This window comes from Streptomyces sp. NPDC001634 (genome assembly GCF_040298185.1).
In the GTDB taxonomy this organism is placed as follows: domain Bacteria; phylum Actinomycetota; class Actinomycetes; order Streptomycetales; family Streptomycetaceae; genus Streptomyces.
This window is the reverse complement of record NZ_JBEOZU010000009.1, coordinates 47,966-72,653: the sequence shown is the minus strand read 5'-3', so window position 1 is coordinate 72,653 and position 24,688 is coordinate 47,966. Positions and strand designations below refer to the sequence as shown.

Annotated in this window: 18 protein-coding genes; 11 read left to right on the top strand and 7 right to left on the bottom strand. The window is 69.8% G+C overall.

Annotated elements, in window-relative coordinates:
• Positions 1-1,032, bottom strand: coding sequence for an alpha/beta fold hydrolase (locus ABT186_RS08210; RefSeq protein ID WP_351924160.1), 1,032 nt, complete (start codon positions 1,030-1,032; stop codon positions 1-3).
• 276 nt (positions 1,033-1,308) lie between these two features.
• Between ABT186_RS08210 and ABT186_RS08205 the strand changes: the two genes are divergently transcribed.
• Positions 1,309-1,533 (top strand): hypothetical protein, encoded by a 225-nt coding sequence (locus ABT186_RS08205; protein ID WP_351222906.1) that lies wholly within the window; start codon positions 1,309-1,311, stop codon positions 1,531-1,533.
• 1 nt (position 1,534) lies between these two features.
• Here the strand turns inward: ABT186_RS08205 and ABT186_RS08200 are convergent, their stop codons facing one another.
• Complete coding sequence (locus ABT186_RS08200; RefSeq protein WP_351222908.1) at positions 1,535-2,218, bottom strand: 4'-phosphopantetheinyl transferase family protein; 684 nt, start codon at positions 2,216-2,218, stop codon at positions 1,535-1,537.
• Positions 2,163-3,071 (bottom strand): metallophosphoesterase family protein, encoded by a 909-nt coding sequence (locus ABT186_RS08195; RefSeq protein ID WP_351222910.1) that lies wholly within the window; start codon positions 3,069-3,071, stop codon positions 2,163-2,165. Before ABT186_RS08195 ends, ABT186_RS08200 begins: the two co-directional genes overlap by 56 nt.
• 330 nt (positions 3,072-3,401) lie before the next feature.
• Here ABT186_RS08195 and ABT186_RS08190 point away from each other — a divergent pair, with 330 nt between their 5' ends.
• Both ABT186_RS08190 and ABT186_RS08185 read left to right on the top strand, forming a co-directional pair.
• A complete protein-coding gene (locus ABT186_RS08190; RefSeq protein WP_351222912.1) occupies positions 3,402-4,529 on the top strand; it encodes an ATP-grasp domain-containing protein in 1,128 nt (375 codons plus the stop codon).
• A gap of 200 nt (positions 4,530-4,729) precedes the next feature.
• The gene (locus ABT186_RS08185; RefSeq protein WP_351222914.1) at positions 4,730-6,418 is read left to right on the top strand and encodes a carbohydrate binding domain-containing protein; all 1,689 of its coding nucleotides are present in this window, start codon (positions 4,730-4,732) and stop codon (positions 6,416-6,418) included.
• Between the two features lie 45 nt (positions 6,419-6,463).
• Here the strand turns inward: ABT186_RS08185 and ABT186_RS08180 are convergent, their stop codons facing one another.
• The 4 genes from ABT186_RS08180 to ABT186_RS08165 form a co-directional block, all read right to left on the bottom strand.
• A complete protein-coding gene (locus tag ABT186_RS08180) occupies positions 6,464-7,714 on the bottom strand; it encodes an alpha-L-fucosidase (protein WP_351222916.1) in 1,251 nt (416 codons plus the stop codon).
• Positions 7,715-7,717: 3 nt separating this feature from the next.
• A complete protein-coding gene (locus tag ABT186_RS08175) occupies positions 7,718-10,777 on the bottom strand; it encodes an alpha-mannosidase (protein WP_351924158.1) in 3,060 nt (1,019 codons plus the stop codon).
• Between the two features lie 75 nt (positions 10,778-10,852).
• Complete coding sequence (locus ABT186_RS08170) at positions 10,853-12,190, bottom strand: 6-phospho-beta-glucosidase (protein ID WP_351924156.1); 1,338 nt, start codon at positions 12,188-12,190, stop codon at positions 10,853-10,855.
• Positions 12,187-12,951: a DeoR/GlpR family DNA-binding transcription regulator gene (locus tag ABT186_RS08165; RefSeq protein ID WP_351222922.1), complete on the bottom strand. Its 765-nt coding sequence runs from the start codon at positions 12,949-12,951 to the stop codon at positions 12,187-12,189. Before ABT186_RS08165 ends, ABT186_RS08170 begins: the two co-directional genes overlap by 4 nt.
• 127 nt (positions 12,952-13,078) lie before the next feature.
• Between ABT186_RS08165 and ABT186_RS08160 the strand changes: the two genes are divergently transcribed.
• From ABT186_RS08160 to ABT186_RS08125, 8 genes are all read left to right on the top strand, one after another.
• A complete protein-coding gene (locus tag ABT186_RS08160; protein ID WP_351222924.1) occupies positions 13,079-14,137 on the top strand; it encodes a carbohydrate kinase family protein in 1,059 nt (352 codons plus the stop codon).
• 69 nt (positions 14,138-14,206) lie between these two features.
• Positions 14,207-15,493, top strand: a complete 1,287-nt coding sequence (locus tag ABT186_RS08155) for an ABC transporter substrate-binding protein (RefSeq protein WP_351222926.1) — start codon at positions 14,207-14,209, stop codon at positions 15,491-15,493.
• Positions 15,493-16,455, top strand: a complete 963-nt coding sequence (locus ABT186_RS08150; RefSeq protein ID WP_351924154.1) for a carbohydrate ABC transporter permease — start codon at positions 15,493-15,495, stop codon at positions 16,453-16,455. The genes ABT186_RS08155 and ABT186_RS08150 overlap by 1 nt, the downstream gene beginning before the upstream one ends.
• A gap of 14 nt (positions 16,456-16,469) precedes the next feature.
• On the top strand, positions 16,470-17,333 hold the full coding sequence (locus ABT186_RS08145) for a carbohydrate ABC transporter permease (protein ID WP_351222930.1): 864 nt from the start codon (positions 16,470-16,472) through the stop codon (positions 17,331-17,333).
• Entirely contained in the window at positions 17,333-20,251 is a 2,919-nt protein-coding gene (locus ABT186_RS08140; RefSeq protein ID WP_351924153.1) for a glycoside hydrolase family 2 TIM barrel-domain containing protein, read from the top strand. Before ABT186_RS08145 ends, ABT186_RS08140 begins: the two co-directional genes overlap by 1 nt.
• A gap of 45 nt (positions 20,252-20,296) precedes the next feature.
• Positions 20,297-22,144 carry a LamG-like jellyroll fold domain-containing protein gene (locus ABT186_RS08135; RefSeq protein WP_351924151.1) on the top strand — a complete coding sequence of 616 codons (1,848 nt, stop codon included), beginning with the start codon at positions 20,297-20,299 and terminating at the stop codon, positions 22,142-22,144.
• 18 nt (positions 22,145-22,162) lie between these two features.
• Entirely contained in the window at positions 22,163-23,830 is a 1,668-nt protein-coding gene (locus ABT186_RS08130; RefSeq protein WP_351924149.1) for a PHP domain-containing protein, read from the top strand.
• 6 nt (positions 23,831-23,836) lie between these two features.
• Positions 23,837-24,679 (top strand): hypothetical protein, encoded by an 843-nt coding sequence (locus tag ABT186_RS08125; RefSeq protein ID WP_351222938.1) that lies wholly within the window; start codon positions 23,837-23,839, stop codon positions 24,677-24,679.
• Positions 24,680-24,688 lie beyond the last annotated feature (9 nt).

The following is a 24,688-nucleotide window of genomic DNA, read 5'->3' as shown; positions in this document are numbered from 1 at the left end:
TCAGGTCGCGCTGCGTTCGCTCGCCTCCCGCAGATCCCGCTCCAGCGCCCTGGTGTAGGCCGTGTCGGGGTGGCCCGCCGCCGTGCCGGGGCGGCCCGTGCGCAGGAGTTCGCGCCAGTGGTCGCGGCTCCAGTCCGCCGCGAGCGTGGTCCTCGTGAACTCCTCGACCAGGGCGAGGAAGCGCGCGGGATCGCTGTGGAACGGGAAGTGGCCTGCGCCCTCGAAGATCTCCAGACGGCTGCCCGGCATCGCCTCGTGCGCGCCGTAGGCGTGCCGCACCGGCACCACGCTGTCCCGGTCGCCCCATATCAGCATCGTGGGCATGCCCTCGGTCAGATAGCAGCGGTCGAGCATGGTCACCGCCTGTCCGCGCCAGTCGACCACGGCCCGCAGCGTACGGATGAACGCGCTGCGGGACGTTCCGTCCGGCAGCGCGTCCACCAGGGTCAGCAACTCCGGTGCGTCCTGGCCGAGATCGGTGTCCAGCAGTTTCATCAGGTGGGCGAACAGGCCCACTTGGAGCCGCATGCCGGGCAGCCGGAGGGTCGAGAGCATCAGGTGCGCGCCGGGGAGTGAGACGGCCCGCAGCACCGGGTTGACCTCCCGCCCCACTCCCCCGGCGCTGACCAGGATCAACCGCTCGGTGCGCTCGGGGAACTGGTACGCGAACTGCATCGCGACCCCGCCGCCCAGCGAGTGCCCCACCAGCGTGGCCGACTCGATGCCGAGCACGGTGAGCAGATCGCGCACCCCGTTGGCGTACGCGGCCACGGAGTAGTCGGCACGCGGCTTGTCGGAATCGCCGTGGCCCAGCAGATCGGGCGCGAGCACGGTGTGGGTGCGGGCGAGGTCGGGGATGACTTCGGCCCAGGTCGCCGAGGAGTCCCCGATGCCGTGGATGAGCACGAGCGCCGGCCCCTCGCCCGCCATCCGGAAGGCGCGCCGGTAGCCGTGGACGACGCGGTGGTGCAACCGGAGTTCGCCGTCACCCACGGAACGCAGTCTGGGTACGTGCCGGACCGGGACGTCCACGGCTCACCTCCCTTCCCCCTGGCCGCCGGGGAGGCGGCCGAAAGCCCTTCCTGAGTCAAGCGTAGGGACCTCGAGCCACGACGGATTTCAGGAAGGTTTCGCCTCCGCTAAGCGGGCGAACCCACGAGTACGGAAACGGGATTGTCAGTGGCGGACGGCAAGCTGGAGGTGTGCCACCCGTGCGCGCGGAGACCGTCCGCGTATCGCGGGGGGCGTGCCGTGCACGTACCGCCGCGCGACACCACGTCGCCCGGCCGACCCGGGGAGAGCCGACCGATGCCGACCGCCGTACTGACCGACCGCCAACGCGCCGCCGTACAGGCCTATCTGCGCCTCCTCCACACCGTACGAGCCGCCTTCGACAGCCCGCCGGACCCGCACCGACCACCCGTGGTCCCGACCGGTGCCCTGGCCGAGGCGGACCGGGCCCTGGCGGAGGCGGGGCTCAGGGGCACCGAGGAGGAGTTCTTCCGGCTGCTCGGAGACTGGTGTCCCCGGTGACTCAGGGGTGGGGTACGACGACGGCCGTGGCGGCCAGCCCGCGCTGTATGGTCCAACGCCCGTCGAAGACCTCGATGCGTCGGCCGTCGACCAGCGGGCCCGGGACCAGAAGCCGTGCCCGGAAGCCGCCGGAGACGTCCGCGGCGGCACCCGGGGCGATCTCTATGTCCGCCTCCAGGAAGTCGAGCCACTTCCCGGTCAGGGGGAACCATGCCTTGTAGACGGACTCCTTGGCGCTGAACAGCAGCCGGTCCCAGTGGAAGGAGGGGTGGCTGCGGGCGAGGCCCCGCAGCCGGGTCTGCTCGGTGGGCAGGGCCACGGCCTCCAGGACGCCGTCCGGCAGCCGGTCGTGGGGTTCCGCGTCGATGCCGAGCGAGGCCAGCTCGCCGACGCGGGCCAGCGCGGCGGCGCAGTAGCCCTCGCAGTGGGTCATGCTGCCGACCAGCCCTTCCGGCCAGCGCGGTGCACCGCGCTCGCCGGGCAGCACCGGCTGCGGCGGCACGCCGAGCTTCTCCATGGCGTGCCGCGCGCAGGCGCGCACGGCGGTGAACTCCCGGCGGCGCTTGTCGACGGCGCGCGCTATGACCGCCTCTTCCTCGGGGTAGAGACAGACGCCGTCGCCGAGCGCGTCATCGCCGTGTGCCTCCACGACCGCGACCGACCCCGGGAGCAGCTCCTCGATCACCTGCTTGGACCTCCATCGGCAGAATGCGGCGCAGCCTCCCCGGCGGTTCCGGGCGCGGGCGCCATTCGCGGGGGTAGCCCACCGACACCTCTTCGAAGCGCACGCCCTCGTGATGGGTGGTCCGCGGGATGTGCAGATGACCGTAGACCATGCACGCGACCCGGAAGCGGCGGTGCCAGTCGGCGGTGAGCCGGGTGCCGCACCACATGGCGAACTCGGGGTAGCGCAGGATGTCCGTGGGGTGCCGGTCCAGCGGATAGTGGTTCACCAGCACGGCGGGCAGTTCGCCGGGGAGCTCCTCCAGCCTGCGCTCGGTCTCGGCGACCCGGGCCCGGCACCACGCCTCGCGGCTCGGGTAGGGGTCGGGGTGCAGCAGGAACTCGTCGGTGCACACGATCCCGGTGCCGTGCGCGTACTCCAGTCCCTGCTCCTTGGTCGTGCAGCCGGGGGGCAGGAACGAGTAGTCGTAGAGCAGGAAGAGCGGCGCGACGACCGCCGGGCCGCCCGCCCCCTGCCAGACCGGGTAGGGGTCCTCGGGGCTGATCACACCCAGCTCCCGGCACATGTCGACCAGATACTCGTAGCGTTCGACGCCGCGCAGGGTGACGGTGTCCTTCTGGTGGGTCCACAACTCGTGGTTGCCGGGGGCCCAGATGACCTTGCGAAAACGGCCGGCCAGCAGCTCCAGGGCCCAGCGGATGTCGGCGACGGTCTCGGCCACGTCACCGGCGACCAGAAGCCAGTCCTCGTCCGACGTGGGCTCCATGCGTTCGACGAGAGCGCGGTTCTCGGGGTACCCGATGTGCAGGTCGCTGATCGCGAGCAGGTGGCCACGACCGTCCGTCGACTCCACCCTCGCCCCTTTCGAGAACCGAATGGGAACACGAGAACACATCGGGTCGCCGACGGACAAGAGCGACCCGCGGCAGGCGCCCGGGAGTCCTGCGAAACGGCGGTCACCGCATGCGCCGGGGTCCCTCCGAACCCCCCTTGCCGCTCGAACAAGAGCCGGGGAGAATCCGTAACACGCGCGTAGCAGTGGCGGCGCCCGAAAGGCCCTATGATCGCCCCAGCACTTCCGTCACGAACGCCTTTTCGCGTACGGCGGTCCGGTGTACCTCCCTCTCCCCTGGCCGGGCACGGCCTGCTCCGCCCTGCCCGCAAACCGTGAAAGGCGGCCTGAATGGTCTCTCGCGTACGCGTCTGGCTCAACCGCACGTACGCGGAGAACGTGTTCTTCATGGATCAGCTGCGGAGAAATCCCAGCGACCGGGCCGTCGAGATCCATGCCACGCACGGCGACGCCGACTCGCCCGTCCTGGCCGCCGCCGACACCGCCGACCTGGAGCCGGAGGGCCTGTCCCCGGCCGCATACGTCGAGTACGCCCTCGACCAGTGCACGCGCCGCGGCATCGACGTGTTCGTGCCCCGCCTGCACCAGGAGGCGATCGTCGCGCACCGCGCCGAGTTCGAGGCGGCCGGTACGGCGCTGCTGGCGCCGACCGCAGAGGCGGTGGCCGTCTTCCAGGACAAGGTGACGGCGTACCAGGCGGCGCAGTCGATCGGGGTCCCGGTTCCGCCATGGTGGCGGGTCACGAACGAGGACGAACTCATCGCCGCCGTGGAGGAGTTGGAGGCCGACGGGCACAAGGCGTGCTTCAAGCCGGCGGCGGGCGCGGGCGGGGTGGGGTTCCGCATCATCACCCGGGCCCCCTTCTCGCTGGTGCACCTCAGCGGATTCCCGAGCTCGTACGTGCAGCTGGACCTCGTCGTCCAGGCGCTGCACGAGGCCGACGAGCCCGTCGACTGGCTGGTGATGCCGCGTCTGGAGCAGCCGGAGGTGTCGGTCGACTGCCTGACCGGGCCCGACAACCGGATCCGTATGGCGGTGGGCCGCACCAAGAACGGCCGCCGCCGGGGCTTCACTCTGCACGAGCAGTGGCTGGAGCCGGCCAGGCGGCTCGCGGAGGGCTTCGGGCTGCACTACCTCTCCAACATCCAGTTCAGGATGTACGGCGACGAGCCGGTGCTGCTGGACGTGAACACGCGCCCGGCGGGCGGGCTGCACCAGCTGTCGCTGTGCGGTGTCAACGCCCCCTGGGCGGCAGTCCAGTTGGCGCTCGGCGAGGATCCGGGTGAGGTTGTTCCGCCGTTCCTGGGGACGGACTACACGGTGGTGGCGGGGCCGCGGCCCGTTCGTTCCGTTTCACTTCCTCAGCAGCGGACGGAGGAGTTGGAGCAGGCTCCGGTTTTGCCGCCGGTTCCGATCGCCTCGGCGGAGGTTGGTGCGGCAGAGGCCCTGCCGCTCTAGGACGTCTTCCGGGTGCGGGTTGCGCTTGGCTGCTCGCGCCCACGCGGCGGAGCCGCACAGATGTCAGGGCCTCACACCCCACCGGTCTGGACCAATCCGTGCTCAGCCCTTGACACCAGGATTGGTCCATACCAACTTGGTTGCGCACCCTTCTGCACTCCCCTGCACTCCCGAACCCCCATTCTCTTCAGGGAGATCGCGTGCGCACACTTCTCAGTCGGTCCAGACGTGCCTTCTTCGCACTCATCGGCTCCGCCGCCCTGGCCCTCGCCGGGGCGGTCGCCCTCCCCGGGACCGCCCATGCGGCCAACATCCTGTCCAACCCCGGCTTCGAGTCGGGCAGCCTCTCGCCCTGGTCCTGTACGGGGAATCTGGGCTCGGTCGTCTCCAGCCCCGTCCACAGCGGCTCCAAGGCCCTTGCGGGGGCGGCGAGTTCGAGCGACAACGCCCAGTGCACCCAGACGGTGTCGGTCCAGCCGAACACGACGTACACCCTCAGCGGATGGGTCCGCGGCAGCTATGTCTACCTCGGCGTGAACGGCGGCGCCTCGACCTGGACGACGTCCCCGTCGGCGTACAGCCAGCTGTCCGTCTCCTTCACGACCGGCGCCTCGCAGACCAGCGCCACGATCTACGTCCACGGCTGGTACGCGCAGGGCACGTACTACGCCGACGACATCAGCCTGGACGGACCCGGCGGTGGTGGCGGCGGCTCGGACACCCAGGCGCCGACCGCGCCGACCGGTCTGACCTCCACCGGCAAGACCTCGTCGAGCGTGTCGCTGAAGTGGAACGCCTCGACCGACAACGTCGGCGTGACGGCGTACGACATCTACAGCGGCTCGAACCAGGTGCTCAGTGTCTCCGGTACGACGGCCACGGTCAGCGGGCTCTCGTCGAGCACCTCCTACACCTTCACCGTCAAGGCGCGCGACGCGGCCGGGAACGTCTCGGCGGCCTCCAACGCCGTGACCGTCACCACGGACGCGGGCAGCGGTGGCGGCACCGGCTTCAAGCAGGCCGCGCCGTACCTGTACGAGGGCTGGGGCGACCCGCCGAGCCCGACCACGGTGATGAGCGCGACCGGGATCAAGTGGTTCACGATGGCGTTCGTGCTCGACTCGGGCGGCTGCACCCCCGCCTGGGACGGCAGCCGGGCGCTGACCGGCGGTGTCGACCAGACCGCCATCAACCAGATCCGCTCCGCGGGTGGTGACATCGTCCCGTCGTTCGGCGGCTGGCAGGGCAGCAAGCTAGGCGCCAACTGCTCCTCCGCGAGCGCGCTCGCCGGAGCCCTGCAGAAGGTGATCGACGCCTACGGCCTCAAGGCGATCGACATGGACATCGAGAACTCGGACGAGTTCGAGAACGAGGCCGTGCAGGCGAAGATCCTGACCGCGCTGAAGACCGTGAAGGCGAACAACCCGGGTCTGAAGACCATCGTCACCTTCGGGACCTCGACGACCGGCCCGACCTACTACGGCAACCGGCTCATCGAGCAGGCGCAGTCGCTGAACGCCAACATCGACGTCTTCACCATCATGCCGTTCGACTTCGGAGGCGGCTCCGACATGTACGGCAACACGGTGAACGCGGCCGAGGGCCTGAAGACCAAGCTGAAGTCCACATTCGGCTGGGACGACGCGACGGCCTACTCCCACATCGGCATCTCCGGGATGAACGGCCTGTCCGACCAGCAGGAGAACACCACCCCGGCGATCTGGACCCAGATCCGCGACTGGGCGAACTCCCACCACATCGCCCGCCTCGCCTTCTGGGCCGTCAACCGCGACCGGCCGTGCGCCGGCGGCGGCGTGGTGAGCAACTGCTCCGGCATCAGCCAGAACAACTGGCAGTTCACGTCCATCACGGCCGGCTTCACCGGCTGAGCATGAGGGTGGGGGTGCCCGGTGAGCCGGGCACCCCCACACCGGTCAGAACCGGCCGGACCCCCGGTACAACTCCAGTTCCCCGTCCAGTTCGACGGCGAGCACCGTGGCGTGCGGGTCGAGGTCCGCCGCGGCGGGCGGCTCGATCCACAGCACCCCGGGGGTCTCGTGCAGACCGCCGGTGACCCGGTGGGCCAGTTCGGTGCCGCTGCCGAGCACGGTGACCCGGCGCACCGAGCCGAGCAGGCCGCGTACGTTGATCTCGGCGCGCGGGGCGTCGAAGAGGATCAGGTACAGCGTGCGGCGGTCCGGGGAGAGGGTGCTCGGGCCGTAGTGGTGTCCGGCGGGGAGCCCGCGCACCGTCCCGTACACGGCCTCCGCGTGCACCCGGATCCAGTCGCCGAGCCCCTCCAGCCGCTCGGCCTGCTCGTCCGGGATCGTGCCGTCCTCCCGTGGACCGACGCTGAGCAGCAGATTGCCACCGCCGCCGATCGTCTCGGCGAAGTAGCGGATCAGCTGGTCCACCGACTTGTGGTTGTGATCGTGATGCTGGTGGCCCCACGAGTCGTTGATCGTCAGGCACAGCTCCCAGGGGCCCTCGGGCGGCACGACGGGCGCGCCCTGTTCCGGCGTCGCGTAGTCGCCCTCACTGAGCATGCGGGCGTTGAAGACCACGTGCGGCACCTCGGAGCGGATCAGCGCGGCGAGTTCGGGGATGCGCCACTGCTCCTCGCTGCGGTCCCACTCGCCGTCGAACCACATCAGGTCGGGCTTGTAGCGGGAGGTGAGCTCGCGGATCTGGCCGTCGCGGTAGGCGATGAACCGCTCCCATGCGTCCAGGTCCTCGAGCTCGGCCGCCACCTCGGAGTACCGGTTGTCCTCCAGCTCCGGCGGACGGCCCGGCTTGCGCGTGGAGGCGTAGTCGGGGTGGCTCCAGTCGGAGTGCGAGTAGTAGAGGCCGACCTTGAGGCCCTGCTCGCGCAGGGCCTCGGCGTATCCGGCGATCAGGTCGCGGCCCACGTTCAGATTGCCGTGGGCGGTGTCCCACAGGGCGACGCCGTCGTGGTGGCGAGTGGTCAGCACGGCGTACCTGGCGCCCGCGCGGGCGAACAGCTTCGCCCAGTCACGGGGGTTGTAGCGCGATGCCGTGAAGCGGTCGAGCTGGGACATGTACTGGTCGTAGGGGACGATGTCGTCGTAGAACGACCAGGACTCCTGGACGCCGTCGACGGCGTAGATGCCCCAGTGGACGAAGACCCCCAACTTGCCGTCGTTGAACCAGGGTTGTATGGCCACCGGTCACCTCACCTCGGCACGCTTCAGCCGCAGCGTCAGGATCTGGAAGGGGCGCAGCCCGACGCGGACCGCGCCGTCGCCGTCGACGTCCGCGTCCTGAAGCGGTCGCTCCAGCAGGTCGGTGACCTGGGCGCCGGCGAGCGGGAAGCCGGTGCGCAGCATCCCCTCCGCACGGCCGCCGCGGGACTCGTAGAGCCGAACGACGACGTCGCCGGACCGGTCGTCGGCGAGCTTGACGGCCTCGACGGTCACACCGTCGCCGTCGACGGAGACGACCGGTTCGGGCGCACCCGCCGAATCCGCCACCCGCAGCGGCAGGTTGAGCGAGTAGCCCTCGGCGACCGCGTCCTCGATGCTCGCGCCGGGCAGCAGCGCATACGTGAAGCGGTGCCGGCCCTGGTCGGCCCCCGGGTCCGGGACGCGCGGGGCGCGCACCAGACTCAGCCGGACCGTGGTCGTCGTACCGCCGTCCTCGCGGACCGTGCGGGAGACGTCGTGGCCGTATGTGGAGTCGTTGATGACCGCGACACCGTAGCCGGGTTCACCGATGTGCACCCAGCGGTGGCCGGAGACCTCGAAGCGGGCCGCCTCCCAGCTGGTGTTGGTGTGGGTGGGCCGCTGGACGTGGCCGAACTGGATCTCCGCCGAGGAGTGCGGCGCCCGGATGTCCACCGGGAAGCCGGCCTTGAGGATCTTCTCGGCCTCGTGCCAGTCGATGTCCGTCTCGATGTCGATCCGGGGGCTGCCCGCGCGGACGGTGATCGTCTGGGTGATCTTCGATCCCTTGCCGAAGGAGCGCTCCACGCGGATCGCGCCGACGAGCGGGTCCTCCTCGACCACCGTGACCGACTCGGCGTCCAGCAGGTCCGTGTACCGGTTCTTGTAGTGCTTGTCGATGTCCCAGGCGTCCCAGTAGTTGGGCAGATCCGTGTGCAGGCGCAGCAGGTTGCCCTTGTCGGCGAGGACCTCGCGGTTCGCCCTGAGGTCCCTTACGGACGCCAGCGTGCCGTCCTCGGCCATCTCGACCCGGACCAGCCCGTTGTCGAGGACGCAGCCCGTGACCGTCACCGGCTGCGGGGGCTCGGCTCCGCCTCCGCCGAGGGACGCGCTGCCGTTGGCGGGCACCTCGACGTACGCCGGTGCGCCCTCGGGTGTGCGGACCACTGCGGCGCGGTCGTACGGGCTCGTGTTGAAGACGCGCGTCCCCCCGGCGCCGAGCGCGGCGACCGCCTCGGCCGTCAGCTCCTCCAGTTCCCCGGCCACACGGGCGTATTCGGCCTCCGCCTCGCGGTGCACCCAGGCGATCGACGAGCCGGGCAGGATGTCGTGGAACTGGTGGAGGAGGACCGTCTTCCACAGGCGGTCCAGCTTCTCGTACGGGTAGGCGTAGCCCGGTGCGTGCAGCGCTGCCGTCGTCGCCCACAACTCGGCCTCGCGCAGGCGGTGTTCGCTGCGCCGGTTGCCCTGCTTGGTGCGGGCCTGGGAGGTGTAGGTGGCGCGGTGCAGCTCCAGGTAGAGCTCGCCGACCCAGACCGGGGCGTCCGGGTACTCCTGGAGGGCCTTCGCGAAGAACGCGTCGGGGTGTTCGATCTCGACCTTCGGGGAGCCCTCCAGGTCCTTCAGCCGCCGTGCCCGCTCCATGATCTCGCGGGTGGGGCCGCCACCGCCGTCGCCCCAGCCGAACGGCGCGAGGGAACGCGTGGCGCCGCCCTTCTCGGAGTAGTTGCGCACGGCGCGGGACATCTCCTCGCCGCTGAAGCGGGCGTTGTAGGTGTCGACCGGCGGGAAGTGCGTGAAGATGCGGGTACCGTCGATGCCCTCCCACCAGAAGGTGTGGTGGGGGAACTTGTTGGTCTGGTTCCAGGAGATCTTCTGGGTGAGGAACCACTCGTTGCCGGCGAGCTTGGCGAGCTGCGGATAGGCCGCGGTGTAGCCGAAGGAGTCCGGCAGCCAGACGCCCTTGGTCTCGATGCCGAAGTGCTCGATGAAGAACCGCTTGCCGTGGATCAGCTGGCGGGCGATCGCCTCGCCGCCGGGCAGATTGCCGTCGGCCTCGACCCACATGCCGCCGACCGGCGCCCACTGGCCCTTCTTCACCGACTCCTGGATGCGGGCCCAGACGTGGGGGTAGTTGTCGCGCACCCACTCGTACTGCTGGGCCTGCGAGCAGGCGAAGATGAACTCCTTGTACTCGTCGGCCAGCGACGTCACATTGGAGAAGGTGCGGGACGTCTTGCGCTTGGTCTCCCGGATCGGCCACAGCCACGCCGAGTCGATATGCGCGTGACCGACGCCGGAGATGATGTGCGCGCTCGCGTTGGCCGGCTTGGACAGCACGGGCTTCAGGGCGGCGCGGACCTCCGCTGCGGAGCCGGAGATGTCGTCCAGGTCCAGCAGGTCCATCGCCCGGTCGAGCGCGTGCATGATCTCGTGCCGCCGCGGGTCGTGCTCGCCCAGCTCGAGCATCAGCTCGCGCAGCACCTGGACGTCGAGGTCGAGGTGCCAGACCTCCTCGTCCAGGACGGCGATGTCGGCGCGCTTGAAGGTGTAGAGCGGCTTGTCGCCGGCCGTGAGCACATCGCCGAGCGGGGTCGGAGCGGCGAAGTCATTGGCGAGGATGTCCGGGTTGGAGGCGGCCTCGACCAGATAGTGGATCTCCTCGCCGCCCGCCGCCGGGTTGGCGATCGGCACGTACTGGTTGAGCGGGTTGACGGCCTTCAGCGGTGTGCCGTCCGTGAGGTGGACGAGGGCCTCGGCCTGGTTGCCGGGCCAGTCGCCCACGAAACCGAGGTCGATGACGGCCTCGACACGCTTGCCCGCGTAGGCGGCGGGCACCTGTCCACGCATCCGGAACCAGGTCGTCCCCCAGGGCGGACCCCAGGGGGTGTCCATCGCGAAGGGCTCGTACGGGGCGGCCGCGGCCTCCTCGAAGGGCACCGGCTCCCCCGGGGCCTGCCAGGCCTCCACCTCGAAGGGGACGGCGGCCGCGTGGATCGCGGGCTTGATGCGCTGGTTGTGGAGGCGCTCTAGGCGCTCCTCGATGCGGCGGCGTTCGTCGTGCATGAGAGGTCTCCAGAGAAAGAGCGGAGAGAAGAAGACGGAGGACAGGCGACGGGGAAAGCGCTTTCCGCCAGGAGCTTACTTCAGGTAGGCGAGGCCGGGGTGGACGGCCGTGTAGCCCTCGACCAGCCGCCGGGCCACGTTCACCGAGTCGACCAGCGGGTGCAGGGCGAAGGCCTTCACAGCCGTCGTACGGGAGCCGGACTCGGCGGCGGCGAGCACCTCGCGCTCGACGGCCTTGACCGCGCAGACCAGGCCGGTGGCGTGGTCGGGCAGCGGGTCGACGGCGACCGGGTGCGCCCCGTTGGCGTCGACCAGGCACGGGACCTCGATGACGGCGTCCGTGTCGAGGACGGACAGGGTGCCCTGGTTGCGTACGTTGAGGATCAGCGTCGTGCGCTCGTCGCGCGCGATGGCCCGCATCAGCGCCAGCGCAACCTTCTCGTAGCCGCCGGAGAGGTCGTCGGCCTCGCGCTCGCCCGCGCCGGCCGTCTCCCGGTTCTCGGCCATGTACGTGGCCTCGCGCTCGGCGCGGGTGCGCTCCCAGGCCTCCAGGGCCGAGACGTCCGTGCGCCGGGCCTCCTCGTAGAAGTGCGCCTGCTGGTCACGGAGGAAGGCGCCGCGGGTCTTGTCGGCCTCGCGATAGGCCCGCACGGCTTCCCGGTTGAAGTAGTAGTAGTGCAGGTACTCGTTGGGGATCGCGCCGAGCGACTGGAGCCAGTCGACGCCGAAGAGCTTGCCCTCCTCGAAGGAGCCGAGCAGGTCGGGGTCGGCGAGCAGGCGCGGGAGTTCGTCCCGTCCGGCGATGCGCAGGCCGCGGACCCAGCCGAGGTGGTTGAGGCCGACGTAGTCGATCCACGCCTCCTTCGGGTTCGCGCCGAGCACGCGCGCGATACGGCGGCCGAGACCGACCGGGGAGTCACAGATGCCGATGACGCGGTCGCCGAGGTGGCGGGACATGGCCTCGGTGACGAGGCCCGCCGGGTTGGTGAAGTTGATGACCCAGGCGTCGGGGGCGAGCCGGGCCACCCGCTGCGCGATGTCGACGGCCACGGGCACGGTCCGCAGGCCGTACGCGATACCGCCCGCGCCGGCCGTCTCCTGACCCAGGACGCCCTCCGCGAGGGCCACCCGCTCGTCGTTCGCCCGGCCCTCCAGACCGCCGACGCGGATCGCGGAGAACACGAAGTCGGCGCCGCGCAGGGCCTCGTCGAGGTCGGTCGTTGCGGTCACCTCGGGTGCGTCGGGCACGCGGGAAGCCTGCTCGGCCAGTACGCGGGTCACGGCCGACAGCCGGTCCGCGTCCAGGTCGTGCAGCACGACACGGGTGACCCGGCCCTCGGCACGGTCCCCGAGGAGCGCCCCGTACACGAGCGGCACCCGGAATCCGCCGCCGCCCAGAATCGTCAGTTTCACGGTTGCACCTCTCCTGCCACGACCACCTCGACACCCGCCTCCTCCAGGGAGGACCGGGTCACCGCGTCCACGGGCGCGTCCGTCACCAGCACGTCCAGGTCCTCGGGACCGCAGACCTTCGCCATGCCCGTACCCGGGAACTTCGCCGCGTCGGCGAGCAGGACGACCTGGTCGCCGGCCTTGATCATGGCGCGCTTGACCGGCACCTCGACGACCGTCGTGTCCATCACCTGCCCGCCCGGGCGCACTCCGCTGGTACCGAGGAAGAGCCAGTCGGCGTGCAGCTGGCGCAGGTTGTCCTCGGTGAGGAAGCCGACCAGGGAGCGGTACTCGCGGCGGACCATGCCGCCGAGCAGGACCAGCTCGATGCCCTCGTCGTCGGCGAGCTCCTCGTAGACCACCAGATTGCTGGTGATCACGGTGAGGCGGCGGCCGTGCAGCTGGCGGGCCAGGCGGTAGGCGGTGGTGCCGATGTCGAGCAGCACCGACTGGCCGTCACTGATCATCTCGGCGGCTCGCGCCGCTATGGCGTCCTTCTCGGACACGCGCACCTCGGCGACCTCGGCGAAGGGCTGGTCGCCCTCCTCCACGACCGCGCCTCCGTGGACGCGTGTGAGCAGGCCGTCCTCCTCGAGTTTGACCAGGTCGCGCCTGATAGTGGCGGGGCTCACACCCAGCTGCTCGGAGAGATCGGTCACGGCCGCGGGGCCACCGGAGCGCAGGGCCCGCAGGATGAGTTGGTGTCGTCGTTCTGCCAGCACGCGATGAACACTACTCGTCATCTTCAATCAAATCCATGCTCAGTTCTGCTCGGGTATTGACCAATCTCGTGGGAGCAACGCACGATTCCGCTCACCGAATTGAAGACTCTGACGAGAGGACGTATCCGTGGACGACGACCGGCCCGATGTGCTGCTGACCGGGCTGCTCTTCTACGACCTCGTCCTCACGGGGCTGGGAAAGCCCCCGACTCCGGGCGAGGAGATCTGGACCGCCGGGATGGGCTGCGGCCCGGGCGGCATCGCCAATCTGGCGGTGGCCGCGTCCCGGTTCGGTCTGAAGACCTCGCTGGCCACGGTCTTCGGGGACGACTTCTACGGCGAGTACTGCCGTGACGTCCTGCGCGACCAGGAGGGCATCGACCTCTCGCTCTCCCGGACGGCGGCCGGCTGGCCCACCCCCGTCACCGTCTCCCTCACCTTCCCCCAAGCTCTCGGCTCTGCTCGAGCAGAGGGGACCCCCATCCACGACCGAGCCCTGGTCACCCACGGACAGGACCCACCGCACTCCCAGGACGTGCTCATGGGCGACCCGCCCGAGGCGCGCACGGCCCTGGTGCACATAGAGGCCGAGCCGCGCGCGTGGCTCGCCAAGGCGGCCGCGAACGGCACGCACATCTACGCGGACGTCGGCTGGGACCCCACCCAGCAGTGGTCCCGCGACCTGCTCGACCAGCTCTCCCTGTGCCACGCCTTCCTCCCCAACGAGACCGAGGCGATGGCCTACACCCGCACCGACAGCGCTGTCGCCGCGCTCGGCACACTCTCCGAACTGGTGCCGGTGGCCGTGGTCACGCGGGGCGGGGACGGCGCGATGGCCGTCGACCAGACGACGGGCGAATACGCGGAGGTCCCCGCCCTCGACATCGATGTCCTCGATGCCACGGGCGCCGGCGACGTCTTCGGCGCAAGCTTCGTCGCGGCCTCGCTGGGCGGCTGGCCACTGGCTCAGCGGCTGCGGTTCGCCGTGCTCGCGGCCGGGCTCTCCGTCGCACGGCCCGGTGGCGCGCTGGCCGCCCCCGGCTGGTACGGCGTCGACCGCTGGTGGCGCTCGCAGACCGACCCCGATCTGAAGGGTGCGTACGGCTTCCTGGCGGACCGCATCCCCGCGGACGTCGGCCCGCCCGTCGCCTACGCGCCCGTCACGCCGCCCGCACGGCATCTGTGACACACCCCTTGTTCTCATACGACGTCGTTCTCGTACGACGTCCCGAAAAGTTCCGAAAGGGGTGGGAGCGTGCGGCTCTCACGAAGGGGCCTGCTGCGCGCGGGGCTGGCCGGTACGGCCGCCACGACTCTCGGCGGCCTGGCGTCCGGCTGTGCGGTTCCAACCGGTTCGACAGGCCGGAACATGGTCCTGTGGTACTGGGACGGCGGCCTCGGCGACACGGTCGTCGAGAAGGCCAGGGCCCGCTACGACCGCACGGTGAACCTGCAGGCCATCAAGATCGGCGGCTACTACCGGTCCAAGCTGATCACCACAATGGCCGGCCGTGCCCACATCCCCGACATCGCGGGCCTCAAGGGCGAGGACATGGCGTCCTACCTGCCCGACGCCGACCAGTTCGTGGACCTGCGGACCCTGGGCGCGCAGAAGTACAAGAGCCAGTACCTGCCGTGGAAGTGGGACCAGGGCATCGCCGACGACGGCACGATGGTCGGATTCCCCATCGACTGCGGCCCGGTCGCGCACTTCTACCAGTACGACGTCTTCCGCAAGGCCGGGCTCCCGTACGAACCCGCCGACGTGTCCCGGGAGCTGGACACCTGGGAGAGGTTCTTCGCGGCGGGTGAGCAGCTCAAGAAGCGGATCCCGGGGACCTGTCTGCTCACCGACGTCAACGCCGTCTTCGAGAACGCGGTGCAGCAGGGCAGCAAGCGTTATGTCGACAAGGACCGCCACTTCATCGGCGACCAGGAGCATGTGCGCGCCGCCTGGGCGCTGGCCGTGGAGGCCAAACGGCGGGGGATCGTCTCGAACCTCGTCAACGGTACTCCGGACCAGCTGTCGGCCATCCAGGACGGCAAGCTGCCCAGCCAGCTCGGTGCCTCCTGGGCGACCAACGACATCAAGAGCGGTGTTCCGAACACCAAGGGCAAATGGCGGGTCGCCGACATGCCCGTGCGGCCCTCGAACAACGGCGGCTCGTTCCTGTCGATCACCAAGGCGTGCCGCGAGCCCGAGCGGGCCTTCGAGATCATCACATGGATCCTGGACGCGCCCAACCAGGCCCAGGGCTTCGTGGACGCGGGACTTTTCCCCTCCACCCCCGCCTCGTACGGCCTCGAGCAGCTGCGCGAGCCCGATCCGTTCTTCGGCGGCCAGGTCACGATGGACGTCTTCGGTCCCGCCGCGCAGAAGATCGCGGTCGCCTACAACAGCCCGTTCGACGTGGCGCTCGGGCAGCCCGTCAAGGACGAGATCAAGAACGTCGGCGTCCTCGGCAAGGACCCGAAGAAGGCCTGGAGTGACGCCATGAGCAAGTGCCGTCGTATCGCCGATCATCTGGGGGTGAGCCACTGATGGCCACCCTCCCCGCACTGGAGAAACCCCCGGCGTCCCTGGCGGACCCGCCCGCCGCGCAGCCGAAGAAGGGGTTCCGCGAGTACTGGCACCTCTACGCCGCCATCTCCCCCTTCTACCTCCTCTTCCTCGGCTTCGGCCTGATCCCCGTCGGCTTCTCGCTCTATGTCTCCTTCCACCGCTGGGACGGCCTCGGCTCGATGGAGTGGGCGGGCCTTACGCAGTACCAATACCTGCTGGGCGACAGCGACTTCTGGAGCTCGGTCGGGAACACCATCGTCATCTGGGCGCTGGCCACCTTCCCCATGATCTTCCTGGCGATGGTGACGGCCGTGATGCTCAATGCGGCGGTCCGTTTCAAGAACGTCTACCGCTTCGCCTACTTCCTGCCGAACGTCACCTCGGTCGTGGCCGTCGCGATCATCTTCGGCTCGGTGTTCTCCACCAACTTCGGCCTGGTCAACGCCCTGTTGCAGGCGGTGGGCCTGGACCAGGTGGCATGGCTGAACACCCCGTGGGGCATCAAGGTCGCCATCGCGACGCTGATGACCTGGCAGTGGACCGGCTACAACGCGATCATCTTCCTCGCCGGTCTGCAGACCATCCCGGGCGAGCTGTACGAGGCGGCGCGGATGGACGGCGCGGGCGCCGTGCAGACCTTCTTCCGGATCACGCTGCCCATGATGCGGCCGGTACTGCTCTTCGTGCTCGTCGTCTCGACGGTCACCGGTCTGCAGAGCTTCTCCGAACCGCAGGTGCTGCTGCAGACGACCGCCAACGACTCGACCTTCTCGGGCGGTCCGGGCCACGCGGGCCGGACGATGGTTCTCTACTTCTTCCAGCAGACCTTCGACAACAACGACTTCGGCTACGGCGCCGCCGTGGCCTGGGGCATCTTCCTCGTCGTCATCCTCTTCTCGATCATCAACTGGCGCCTGGTGCAGCGCCGGGGCGAAGACTAGGGAGGCCGCTCACCATGGCATCCGTCCAAGGCACACGGCGACCGAAGGCCGTCCGGGGCACCCGGAGCCGGGGGATCGCACTCCACGCCGTCCTGGTCATCGGGTTGCTGCTGTCGGCCTTCCCGTTCTACTGGGCCGTGATCATGTCGACGCACACCTCGTCGGAGATCTTCTCGTACCCGCCGAAGCTGCTGCCGGGTTCGCACTTCCTTCAGAACGTCCGCCATCTCTTCGACAACATCGATTTCTTCGGCTCGATGTTCAACTCCCTGCTGGTGGCCGGCTCGGTGACCTTCCTGGTCCTCTTCTTCGACTCGCTGGCGGCCTTCGTCTTCGCCAAGTTCGAGTTCCCCGGCCGCAGGGTGCTGTTCGCGCTGCTGATGGTCATCTTCATGGTCCCGGCACAGCTGGCCGCCATCCCACAGTTCGTGATCATGGCGAAGCTCGGCTGGATCGGTTCGATGACCTCGCTGATCGTGCCGGCGTCTGCCAACGCGTTCGGCATCTTCTGGATGCGCCAGTACATGAAGGGCGCCATCCACGACGAGCTGCTCGACGCCTCACGGATCGACGGGGCGAACTTCCTGCGCCAGTACTGGCACGTGGCGCTGCCGGTGGTCCGTCCCGGTCTCGCCTTCCTCGGCATCTTCACCTTCATGGGCCAGTGGAACGACTACGCCTGGCCGCTGATCGCCCTCACCAACCCGGACAACGTCACCCTCCAGGTCGCACTGTCCCAACTCAACGGCACCCATGGCACCACCGACTACGGGATGGTCATGACCGGCGCGCTGCTCGCCCTCGTCCCGCTGCTGATCGTGTTCGCGATCGGCGCCCGGCAGATCATCGGCGACCTCGGCAAGGGGGCAATCCGCTGATGGACCCGTTGCTGGCGCTCCGCCCCTGGGAGGCACCCGAGGTGACCTCATGGGGGCGACTGCCGATGAACGCCGTGGACCGGCGCTCCGGAGCCCTCTGTCTGGACGGCGACTGGCGCTTCCAGCTTCTGCCGGCGCCGGACGCGCCCTTGGCAGAGGCCTGGTCGTCGTCGTACGTCCCCGGCGTCTGGACGCTGCAGGGCACGGACGACCTGCCGCAGTACACCAACGTCCGTATGCCGTTCGCCGAGTTCCCGCCCGCCTCGCCCGCGGCCAATCCGACAGGCGTCCACGAGCGTGAGGTGGACGTACCGGCCGAGTGGGCCGGACGCCGGATCGTGCTCAGGATCGGGGCCGCCGAGAGCGTGCTGCTGGTGCACGTGGACGGGCGGCCCGTCGGCATCTCCAAGGACTCCCATCTGGCCGCCGAGTTCGACCTGTCCGGTGTCGTACGTCCCGGTGAGCGGGCCGTCGTACGGCTGACCGTGGTGAAGTGGTCGGACGCCTCGCACATCGAGGACCAGGACCAGTGGTGGCACGGCGGGATCACCCGGTCGGTGCTGCTGTACGCGACGGACCCGCTGCACCTCGCGGACGTGACCGTTCGGGCCCGGCTCGACGGCGAACTGCAGGTGGACTGCCGGGTGCGGGACACGGGCGGGGCGCTGCCCGAGGGGTGGTACGTCAGCGGGGAGCTGGAGGGGCATCTCCTCGCCCAGGACGAGGAGTTCGACCGGATCAACGCCGAGGACGAGCGCGTCTCCGCCTTCCTCGGCGAAGCGCGGATGCGCACCACCGTCCCCGAGGTCCGCACCTGGAACGCCGAGACGCCCGAGCTGTACGGCCTGACGGTGCGGTTGCACCGCGCGGACGGCACGGTCGCCGACACGTCGTACCACCGCGTGGGCTTCCGCGATGTCGAGATCGTCGGGCGGGATCTGCTGGTCAACGGGGAGCGCGTGTTCATCCGGGGCGTCAACCGGCACGACTTCCATCCGCTGACCGGCCGGACGGTGTCGTACGAGGACATGCGTGCGGACCTCGTGCTGCTGAAGCGTTTCGGCTTCAATGCGATCCGCACCGCCCACTACCCCAATGATCCAGGGTTGTACGACCTCGCCGACGAGCTCGGCTTCTACGTCGTCGACGAGGCGGACATCGAGTCCCACGACCACGCCCACGAGATCGCCGACGACCCGCGCTATCTGAACGCCTTTGTGGACCGGGTCTCGCGGATGGTGCTGCGGGACAAGAACCACCCGTCCGTCATCATCTGGTCGCTGGGCAACGAGTCCGACTACGGCGCGCATCACGACGCGGCGGCCGGCTGGGTACGGCGGTACGATCCGACCCGGCCTCTCCAGTACGAGGGGGCCGCCAAGCGTGGCTGGGCCGACCCGGACCTGGCCTCAGACATCGCCTGTCCGATGTACGCGCCGATCGAGGACTGCGTCGCGCACGCGCTGTCCGGGGAGCGGACGAAACCGCTCATCCAGTGCGAATACTCGCACGCCATGGGCAACAGCAACGGCACGCTCGCCGACCACTGGGCGGCCATCGAGTCCACCCCGGGTCTTCAGGGCGGCTTCATCTGGGAGTTCTGGGACCACGGCATTCTCCAGCGCGTGAGCGACGGAAGACCTGCCGGGCGCGCGGGCGCCGGACTGTATGACAACGGTGTCGCCGCGCCCGGCCACCGCTGGGCGTACGGCGGTGACTTCGGTGAGACGATCCACGACGGCGCCTTCATCGCCGACGGGGTCGTCTTCCCCGACCGCACCCCGAAACCCGCGCTGTACGAGCACCGCGAGATCGCGGCGCCGGTACGGATCCAGTGCTACAAGCACGAGGGGATCGTCCTCGGCAACCACCAGCACTTCCGCGGCCTGGACTGGCTCACGGGCCGCTGGGAGCTGTCCCTCGCCGACGGCCGCACACTGACCGCGCCGGCCGAACTGCCCGACCTGTGTCCCGGCGAGACGGCGGCAGTGCCCCTGCCGTTCGAACTGCCGCGGGACGGGGGCGAAGCCTGGCTGACGCTGCGGGTGACGACGGCGGAGGACCTGCCGTGGGCGCCGCGGGGCACGGAGGTGTGTACGCCGCAGGTACGGCTGCGCGCCGCCTCCGTGGTCCAGGACCCGCCGGTGGCGGACCGTCCCGTCGAGGTCGACGGCGAGGGCCTCCTCGTCCACCCGCTCCTCACGGCCGCCCCCACGCTCTCCCTCTGGCGCGCCCCCACCGACAACGACGAGCTGGGCGGCATGGCGCTGCGCTGGCGCGCCTGGGGGCTCGACTCCCTCGTCCGCAAGGTCGTCTCCGTGCGCCGGGACGGTGCACGGGTGTCCGTGATCGCCGAGTACGCCGGCACGGTCGGTGTCGTCCGCCACCGGCAGGTGTTCACGCCGGTCGAGGGCGGGGTCCGGATCGATGAACAGGCCGAGCTTCCGGACCAGTTCGACGACGTGGCACGGGTCGGTTCGGTCTTCGAGACGGTGGCGGGCCTGGATCTGCTGGACTGGTTCGGGCAGGGGCCCTGGGAGTCGTATCCCGACCGGAGCGCGGGTGCGCCCGTGGGCCACCACTCCGTTCCCGTGGACGAACTGTTCACCCCCTATCTACGTCCCCAGGAAAGCGGCGGCCGGCACGGCGTCCGCCGTTTCACGCTGTCGGCGCCGGACGCCACGGGCCTCGCGGTCACGCTCGACCAGCCGCGCCAGGTGTCCGTCACCCGTCACCGCGCCGAGGATCTGACCGCCGCTTCGCACCACGACGAGCTCGTGCCGCGCTCGGGGTGCGTGGTGCACATCGACGCGGCGCACCGGGGGCTCGGCACGGCCTCGTGCGGCCCCGACACCTCCCCCTCCTATCGCATCGCACCGGGCGTCCATCGCTGGAGCTGGACCCTGCGCGTTCTCTGAAACCCCCCACGCTTCCTCTTCCCTGTCACCTCTTACGGAGCACCCATGTGTACTTCGCATGACCACATCCAGGGCGAGGCCGCGCAGGCCGGTGCCGGACGACGCAGTTTCCTCAGAGCCACCGCACTGCTCGGCGCCGCCGCCACGGCCGGGGTCGCCCTGCCTGCCGTCGCCGAGGCGGCCCCGGCGTCGGCCGCCGGGTGGCGGCCGGACGCGGACAGCCGCCGTTTCACGTTCGCCGTGATGCCCGACACCCAGTATCTGTTCGACGGACCGAGCATCTACGCCGCTCCGTTCGAGGCCTCGCTGCGCTACCTCCTGGAACACGGCAAGGACGAGAACATCGTCTTCCTGTCCCACCTCGGCGACCTCACGCAGAACGGCGCCAACGACGAATTCGCCGCGATCGGCGAGGCGTTCGAGCTGCTCGACCGGCGGGGTGTCGGCTACAGCGTCCTCGCGGGCAACCACGACGTGCGGTCCTCGACCACCGACCAGCGCGGCTCGACGCCCTACCTGGACACGTTCGGTCCGCAGCGCTTCCAGGACAAGCCCTCCTTCGGCGGCGCCTCCCCGGACGGCTACAACACCTTCCACCTCTTCCGGGCCGCCGGGCGGGAGTGGATGGTACTGGCGCTGGACTGGCGGCTGTCGGCGCAGGGTTACGCCTGGGCGAAGGACGTCCTCGCGCAGCACCCGAGGACACCGGTCATCCTCACCACGCACGAACTGGTCGTCGAGGACGACTCCCTGTCCTCCTACGGGCAGCAGCTGTGGGACCAACTGGTCAAGGACCACGACCAGATCTTCCTCACCCTCAACGGGCACTACTGGCCGGCGGGCCGTGCAACCCGCAAGAACGCAGCGGGCAACGATGTCCATCTGCATCTGACGAACTACCAGAACCGCTATTTCGGCGGCGCGGCGATGATCCGTCTGTACCGCTTCGACCTGGACCGGAACGTCATCGACGTGGAGACGGTCTCCCCCTGGATCCTCGGCCGGGCCGCGAAGGGGCTCAACGAGCTGGAGCGGCAGGAGATCGAGCTGAGCGGTGACGCGGACCGGTTCTCGGTCGGCATCGACTTCGAGAAGCGCTTCTCCGGCTTCGCCCCCGTTCCCGCGCGCCCGGCGCGACCGGCGTCGAAGATGGTGATTCCCGGCACGGTGGCCTACTGGCGCTTCGACGGGCAGACCGACGGCGCGGCCGTGACCGGTACCGTCCGCGATCTGTCCGGGCGCGGCAACGATCTGACCCTGGTCACGGTCGGCGGCGGCGCGCTGAACTGGTCCTCCGACCACCACCCGGACCAGCCGGGCCATGGCAGCCTGGAGTTCCAGGGCTTCAAGTCCCCGCTGAAGGGCGCGTACCTGCGCACGGTGGACGGCTCTCCCCTCAACGCGGCCACCTTCAAGGCCGGTTACACCATTGAGGCCTTCTACCGTCTTCCCGCCGACTGGGACCCGTCCCACCACGCCTGGTCGGGCATCGTCAGCCGTACGGGTACGGGCGGCTCCGCGGGCAAGACCGCCGACGACCCCGACGAGCCGCTGGCCACGCTGTCGCTGTCGAACGACCGCGAGCCGCAGTGGGCCGTGCGCCCCCTGAACCAGGAGGGCATCGCCACCAACTGGGGCCAGGAGACGCCGCTGGAGACCTGGTGGCACCTCGCGGTCGTCAACGACGGCACGCACACCACGCTCTACGTGGAGGGCTGCCCGGTCGTCCGCAACCCGAAGGCCGCCGCGATCGGGCTCACCTCGGTCGGGCTGCCGTGGCTGCTCGGAGGCTACGAGTACGCCGGGAAGATCGACCAGATCCTGCACGGCCGGCTCGGCGACGTCCGCATCGTCGAACGCGCGCTGCCCGTCACCTCCTTCATGAACCACTGACCTTCTTCGAGGATCACCATGACCGAGCAGCAGCTGCCCGCCTGGGCCGATCCGTCCGTTTCCCCCGCCGCGCTCGACGCACAGGGTCTCTCCCGGCGTGGACTTCTGCGCAGCGCGGGCCTGTTCGGCGCCGCCTTCGCCGCGGGTTCGCTCGCCACACCGGCGGTGGCGGACGACAGACGGTTCGGCGGCGACGACCCGCGCCTCGCGTACCTCGTCGGCGACCACCACGTCCACTCCGTCTACAGCCACGACGCCAAGTACACGTTCTCCCAGATCGCCACCGCGGCCGCCAAGTACGGCCTGGACTGGATGGTGTTCAACGAGCACTCCAACTTCGGGCACGCCCGCTACGGCGCCGAGATGGAGCACCAGGAGATCCTCAAGGCACGCGCGGAGAACCCGCGCCAGCTGATCTTCCAGGGCCTGGAGTGGTACATCCCGGCCGCCGAGCACTGCACGATCTTCGCGGCACCCGGCCCGAACGAGGTCGACCTGCTCACGCAGTTCGAACTCGCCTACGACGGCAAGCTGCTGGGCTACACGGACGGCGCCCCCGGCAACGCGAACACGGCCCGCAACGAGGCGCACGCCGTCAAGGCCATCCAGTGGCTGGCCGAGCAGCGCCGCACCGGCTATGTCGAGGACGTGCTCGTCCTCGCCAACCACCCTCTGCGCCTCGGCATCGACTCCCCGCACGAGATGCGCAACTGGCGGGACGCGGCGCCCGAGATCATGATCGGCATGGAGGGCGCGCCAGGTGCCCAGGGCGCTGCCATCCCCGGCGGGCGCGGCTCGACCTCGATCCGCGGCGAGTACGAGAACAAGCCGTCCGCCAACTCCTTCGCCGGGTACCCGGCGGACGCCTACCTCACCTACGGCGGGTTCGACTGGGCGACCGCGACGGTCGGCGGTCTGTGGGACTCGATGCTCGCCGAGGGCAAGCTGTTCTCCGTCACCACCAACTCGGACGTCCACCGCGTGGTGTTCGACACCTGGAAGAACGGCGACTGGCTGCCGGGGCAGAACTTCGACAACACCGGCAAGCTGCCCGACCCGGTCAACACCACCACCCCGCAGCCGGGCAGCGACTTCTGGCCCGGCGAGTTCAGCCGCACCCACGTCGGCGTGACGCGCTACGGCTACCGCGCGGTGATGGCGGGCCTGCGCGCGGGCCGGGTCTGGCTCGACCACGGGCATCTGCTCGACGGGCTCGATGTGCGGCTGAAGCGGGACTGCGACTCGGGGCGCGGGGTCACGCTCGGCGGCCGACTCCGGGCCCGCAAGGGTGAGAAGCTCTCCCTGTACGTGACCGTGACGACCGCCTCACGGCCCAACCCCCAGGGGATCCTGCCCGCGTTGGCGCACGTGGACGTCATCCGTGGCGCGGTGCGCGGCCCCGTGGCCGACCGGGACGCGTGGCAGGCGCCCGACACCAGGGTCGTGCACACGGACGACGTGACGGGCCGGAAGGGCACGTACACCCTGCGCATCCCGCTGACCACAGGCGATGAGTCCTTCTACGTCCGGCTGCGCGGCAGCGACGGCAATCGCCACGGTGCCGGTTACCTCGGCGCGTCCGTCGACCCGCACGGCCCTGTTCCGCACGTGCCCGGCAATGGTGACCCGTGGGCCGATACATGGTTCTATGCCAACCCCATCTTCGTCGACGTGGCAGGAGCCTAGGACCTGATGAGACGTCAACCAATCGCCCTGGCCGCCTTATCGGCTGCCTTCACGCTCGGTGCGGCCACCTCGTCGGTGGCCGCCGGGCCGTCCTGGACCGAGACGGGCACGGCCTACGTCGACTCGCTCGGCGGCGGGCAGGGGCTGGCCAGCCGCGCCGACGGCTCGCTGCTGCACCGGGGCCTGGCCTCCATCCCGCTGGACCTGCGTCTGAAGGGCTGGAACCACATCGGCGACCCGGACATCGCTCAGGGGTATGTGTTCGACGCCTACCAGGGCCCGGACACCGCGACCTCGAAGATGTTCGCGGTGACCACCCCGGCCGGGAAGCGTTATGAGTACGTCCATCAGCTCGACCCCGGCGAGAAGCTCAACAACTCCTTCGCCGCCGTCTCGCCCGACGGGCAGTGGCTGGTGTCGGGCGAGTGGGGCGACCAGAACAGGCTCCAGGTCTTCCCCGCTCCCCTGCTCAACCCGTCCACCCCGCGCCAGGGCGGTGCACTTCCTCAGGCTCCGCAGATCACTCTCGACAAGCCCGTACGCGACATCCAGGGCTGCGATTTCGTGAATGACACCCGGCTGGTGTGCGCCTCGGACGACGGCTCGCGCACGCTGTTCCCGGAAGACCGGCCGCTGCTCCAGGTGGACCTGCCGCGCAAGCTGGACGGTCGGCCGATCACGGGGCGGGTGACGAGCCTGTTCGCGCTGCCACAGCGCAGTGTGTGCAGCGGGACGTTCGAGGCGGAGGGCGTGGACTACGACGCGGCGCGCGGCACGCTCCGCGCCGAGGTCGTCCAACCGGGCGTGTGCGTGCTCGCGACCACCGTCTACTCGTACCGACAGCATTAAGGACCGCGG